Annotated in this window: 1 protein-coding gene; it reads right to left on the bottom strand. The window is 37.1% G+C overall.

The features are described 5' to 3' along the window. Nucleotides 1–363: polyprenyl diphosphate synthase (gene uppS, locus IEY78_RS35425; protein WP_189104833.1), on the bottom strand; the 363-nt coding region annotated here is incomplete at its 3' end. Nucleotides 364–564: the final 201 nt, after the last annotated feature.

The following is a 564-nucleotide window of genomic DNA, read 5'->3' as shown; positions in this document are numbered from 1 at the left end:
AAAATGCCCAGTATCGTTTTCAAGCTTTAAGATCGTGTCTCTCAATTCTTTAGAAAAGCCCTCTAAATCCCCTATCGCTTTAAAGCGTATGTGATTATCCAAATAAGTGGATCGCTCATCTTTAAGGTATTTTTTAAGCATTTTCATTAAAAAATCCACTTCACTTTTAGGGCGTTTCCAATTTTCTGTAGAAAAAGCGTATAAAGTCAAGCATTCTAGCTTATGATTAGCGCACCAGATCGTGATGTCTTTAAGGGTTTTTATGCCCTTTTTATGCCCATAAGCCCTAGCTTTATTCTTTAATTTAGCCCACCTGCCATTACCATCCATAATAATGGCAAGATGTTTGAGAGTGTTATCCAATGCCTTTACCCTTTAAAGAAATACTTCAATTATACACCATTTAAAGCGTGCAAGCATCCACTAAATAAGCGATATGCTGCCAAGAAAAGTGGGTTTTTTCACTCAAACCGATCTCGCAAGTGCTGGAAGTGGAAAAGCCCCTTTTAAGATCATAGGATTGGTAAAATGTTTGAAAGCCGTTTAAAGCGCTCTCGTTCAATT

The sequence above is a fragment of the Streptomyces kronopolitis genome (genome assembly GCF_014646275.1).
Taxonomy (GTDB): domain Bacteria; phylum Actinomycetota; class Actinomycetes; order Streptomycetales; family Streptomycetaceae; genus Streptomyces; species Streptomyces kronopolitis.
Note: the sequence above shows the minus strand (reverse complement) of the source record. Positions and strands in the feature narration are given on the sequence as shown.